This window comes from Massilia sp., assembly GCF_046293535.1.
Taxonomy (GTDB): domain Bacteria; phylum Pseudomonadota; class Gammaproteobacteria; order Burkholderiales; family Burkholderiaceae_D; genus Telluria.
This window is the reverse complement of the sequence record NZ_JBKBOV010000087.1, coordinates 1-3,117: the sequence shown is the minus strand read 5'-3', so window position 1 is coordinate 3,117 and position 3,117 is coordinate 1. Positions and strand designations below refer to the sequence as shown.

General features: G+C 61.9%; 5 protein-coding genes and 1 pseudogene. All 6 read left to right on the top strand.

Annotation, left to right across the window (positions count from 1 at the left end; genetic code table 11):
• The first annotated feature begins 141 nt into the window (after nucleotides 1-141).
• Entirely contained in the window at nucleotides 142-270 is a 129-nt protein-coding gene (locus tag ACK4S9_RS23165) for a hypothetical protein (protein ID WP_409730287.1), read from the top strand.
• Between the two features lie 24 nt (nucleotides 271-294).
• Nucleotides 295-1,077 carry an MBL fold metallo-hydrolase gene (locus ACK4S9_RS23160; protein WP_409730288.1) on the top strand — a complete coding sequence of 261 codons (783 nt, stop codon included), beginning with the start codon at nucleotides 295-297 and terminating at the stop codon, nucleotides 1,075-1,077.
• Nucleotides 1,078-1,236: 159 nt separating this feature from the next.
• On the top strand, nucleotides 1,237-2,178 hold the full coding sequence (locus tag ACK4S9_RS23155; protein ID WP_409730285.1) for a sulfurtransferase: 942 nt from the start codon (nucleotides 1,237-1,239) through the stop codon (nucleotides 2,176-2,178).
• A 37-nt stretch (nucleotides 2,179-2,215) separates the two neighbouring features.
• Nucleotides 2,216-2,635 carry an OsmC family protein gene (locus tag ACK4S9_RS23150; protein ID WP_409730283.1) on the top strand — a complete coding sequence of 140 codons (420 nt, stop codon included), beginning with the start codon at nucleotides 2,216-2,218 and terminating at the stop codon, nucleotides 2,633-2,635.
• Nucleotides 2,632-2,871, top strand: a complete 240-nt coding sequence (locus ACK4S9_RS23145) for a thioredoxin family protein (protein WP_409730282.1) — start codon at nucleotides 2,632-2,634, stop codon at nucleotides 2,869-2,871. The genes ACK4S9_RS23150 and ACK4S9_RS23145 overlap by 4 nt, the downstream gene beginning before the upstream one ends.
• Nucleotides 2,868-3,117 (top strand): annotated as a pseudogene (locus tag ACK4S9_RS23140) (hypothetical protein); the annotation flags it as partial. The gene ACK4S9_RS23145 and the pseudogene ACK4S9_RS23140, both read left to right, overlap by 4 nt.

Genomic DNA, 3,117 nt, shown 5'->3' with positions numbered 1-3,117 from the left:
CGTCACCAAAGGATTTTTGCGGTTGCAGACGGGCGAGCATGACAGGATTCAATCGTGGTTCGTCGATGAGCCTGTTATATCAAGCCGGCGCGAATTTGTCTGGGGTTATGCAGAGGTTTCATTTCCACATCCCGGTCACCCATGAAAGTCGCATTGCGTCTCGTCCTGTTCTTCCTGTCGGTTGTGGCGGCACCGCTGCTGGCTGCACCTTACGTACCCCAGGCGCGGCAGGTGATCGACAACGTCTATGTCATCACTGGCCCCACTTAGGAACGCACCTACGACAACCAGGCGCTGAACAACAATCTGGCCTTCATTGTCACGGGCGCGGGGGTCGTCCTCGTCGATTCGGGCGCGAGCATGCTGGGGGCGGAGACGATCGAGTCGGCGATCCGGGCAGTGACCCGGCAACCGGTACGCTGGGTGATCAACACCGGCAGCCAGGACCACCGCTGGCTGGGCAATCATTACTTCAAGCAGCGTGGCGCCACGATCATCGCCTTCGCCGCCACCGTGGAGACCCAGAGAGGGTTCGCCGCCCAGCACCTGGAACGCCTCGAACGCATCCTTGGGGATCGCTATGCCGGCACGCTGCCAGCCTATGCCGACGCGCCCCTGCCGGGCGAGTCGGCCGCCCTCGAACTGGGCGGCGAAGTCCTGCAGCTGATGCGCACTGACGCGCATTTCCCCGGCGATTCGATGGTCTGGATCCCGCGCTTGCGTACCGCGATCACTGGCGACATGGCCTATTTCGACCGCATCATGGGCGTGCACGACTGGTCGAGTCCGGCGAACGGTCTGGCGGCCTTCAGGCGCATGAAGGCGCTGAGTCCCGATCACATGACCGTGATTCCCGGTCATGGCGAGCCGGGCGATCTCGCCAAGGCCGAGCGGGACACGGGGCGCTACTACGAATTCCTGGTCGACACAGTCGGCAAGGCCGCTGCCGAGATGGAACCGCTCGCCGAGGTCATCCAGAACCACGCCGACATGCCGGAATTCATGCATCTCAAGCATTATGGCAGTTGGCACCGCGTCAATATCAGCCGCACTTATCTGATGCTGGAAGGCAAATGAATCCCGGCATCTTCTTGCTTGAAAAGCCTCTTTCGGGATCGCCTGTTTTTGTCATGGCGAATACTGAGCGCGTGCATACAATATCAGCCGGACACCGCGATCCCGCGTGTAATTTCACAGACATCTGAATCACAATCGATAACCGCAAAGAGGCTGAACATGAAACTACAATTTCGAGTCTGGACGACCTTTCTCATCGTGCTGCTGGCGCTGGCCTACCAACCGCTGCGTGCGGCAGACAAGCCCGGCTTCATGGTCGACGCCGACTGGCTGGCAGCGGAAAAGGCAAAGAACCCCAAGCTGGTGATCCTCGAAGTGCGCTATCACCCGCATCGCTATCACACCGTGGGACACATCCCCGGCGCGGTGCAGGTGCAGCGCTTCAGGGATCTGGGCGATAACGCCGGCCGCTCGATCATGCTGTTCCCGAGCAAGGACGTTTTCCAGGCCACGCTGCGCCGCTGGGGCGTGAACAACGACTCGACCCTCGTGCTGTACGACGACTCGCGTTCGGCCCTGGCGGCGCGGCTGTATTTCCTGCTGGATCTGTATGGCTACGACATGAAGCGAGTGAAGATCCTCGACGGCGGTGCGCTGGAGTGGACCGGCTTCAACGAATTGACCAAGGAAGCACCCAAGGTCAAACCCGGCAAGGTCACCCTCAAGCCAGCCAACCCGAAGCTGTCCGTGGAATGGACCCAGGTCTATGACGACGTCGTGTCCAGTCGCAACCCGAACGTGGTGCTGGTGGATGCGCGTCCCAAGGACATGTACACGGGCAAGGTCATCCGCCATGCGGTGCAGGGCGGCCATATCCCCGGTGCGATCAACATCGTGAGCCTGGATGCGACCGACGGCCAGACCCAGAAATGGTTCAGCGAAGGCAGGCTGGCCGAGTACTACCAGGACGTGCCCAAGGACAAGACCGTGTACGTGTATTGCCACGACGGCTTCCGCATGAGCCTGGGCTGGCTGCAGATGAAATCGCTGGGCTACAAGGACGTCCGCGTGCTGAACGGCGGCTGGGGCGTGTGGGACCGGGCTTTCACCCTGCCGGTGGTCGAGGGCGATGCGCCCTATGACGCGGAATACGCCCTTTAGGGCGAAGCCGGGTTTCGGCAGACTGTCCTAGGAGCGCATGTTCATGGACCCAAAAAAACGCATCTATCAGGTAGAGACCGAACGGGTGGATGCGCACGGTAGCATCGCATACTGCAAGGAAGCGGAAGTCACCCTCGATACCGATGTACAAAACCGCAACGATGCCTTCAACCCGGCCGAACTGCTGCTCGCCGCCCTGTCAGCCTGCATCATCAAGGGCATGGAAAGGGTTGCGCCGATGCTCAATTTCTCGCTGCGCGGCGTGGAAGTGCGGGTTACCGGCGTGCGCCAGGATGCGCCGCCGAAAATGGAAAGCATCCGCTATGAAATCCTGGTGGACAGCGACGAATCCGACCGGCGCCTGGAGCTGCTGCACGAGAACGTGCAGAAATATGGCACCGTGTTCAACACCCTGGCGCCAGGCACGCAACTGACGGGCGTGCTGCGGCGCAAATGAGCTGCCATATCGAGGTGCTCGGCTTCGATTGCCCGGCCTGCCGCAAGACTTTTCGGGTGATCGAGGACACCCTGCGCGAGCAGGGCATCGACGCCAGACTGGAGAAGGTGTCGGATCCCGTGCGCATCGTCGGCTACCGGGTGTTGTCGGTTCCCGGCGTTGTGGTCGACGGCAGGCTGGTCCATCAAGGCGGCGCGCCCAGCAGCGAGACCGTCCGGTCCTGGCTGACTGAATGAGAGGGCGGCGCGCGGTGTCGTCGAGCGCTGAGCATGCGTCGTATGTGTTCCTGCTCGGCGCCGGCGGCGGCGTGCATCCGCTGCCGCACTCGCTTTATGTCGCGCTGATCAAGGACGCAGGCGCGGCGCCCGAGTTTGCCGGACGGACGATGCGGGTGGCCGACTGGTACGTGCGGATCGAGGCAGGCGAGCCTGTGTCGGTGGTCAACGAGGCTCACGGGCTGATCACGTTCAATGCCGAGGGCA

Coding starts and splice junctions, on each gene's coding strand:
- ACK4S9_RS23150 (WP_409730283.1), top strand. CDS start 2,216: ATGTTCATGGACCCAAAAAAACGCATCTATCAGGTAGAGACCGAACGG.
- ACK4S9_RS23155 (WP_409730285.1), top strand. CDS start 1,237: ATGAAACTACAATTTCGAGTCTGGACGACCTTTCTCATCGTGCTGCTG.
- ACK4S9_RS23145 (WP_409730282.1), top strand. CDS start 2,632: ATGAGCTGCCATATCGAGGTGCTCGGCTTCGATTGCCCGGCCTGCCGC.
- ACK4S9_RS23165 (WP_409730287.1), top strand. CDS start 142: ATGAAAGTCGCATTGCGTCTCGTCCTGTTCTTCCTGTCGGTTGTGGCG.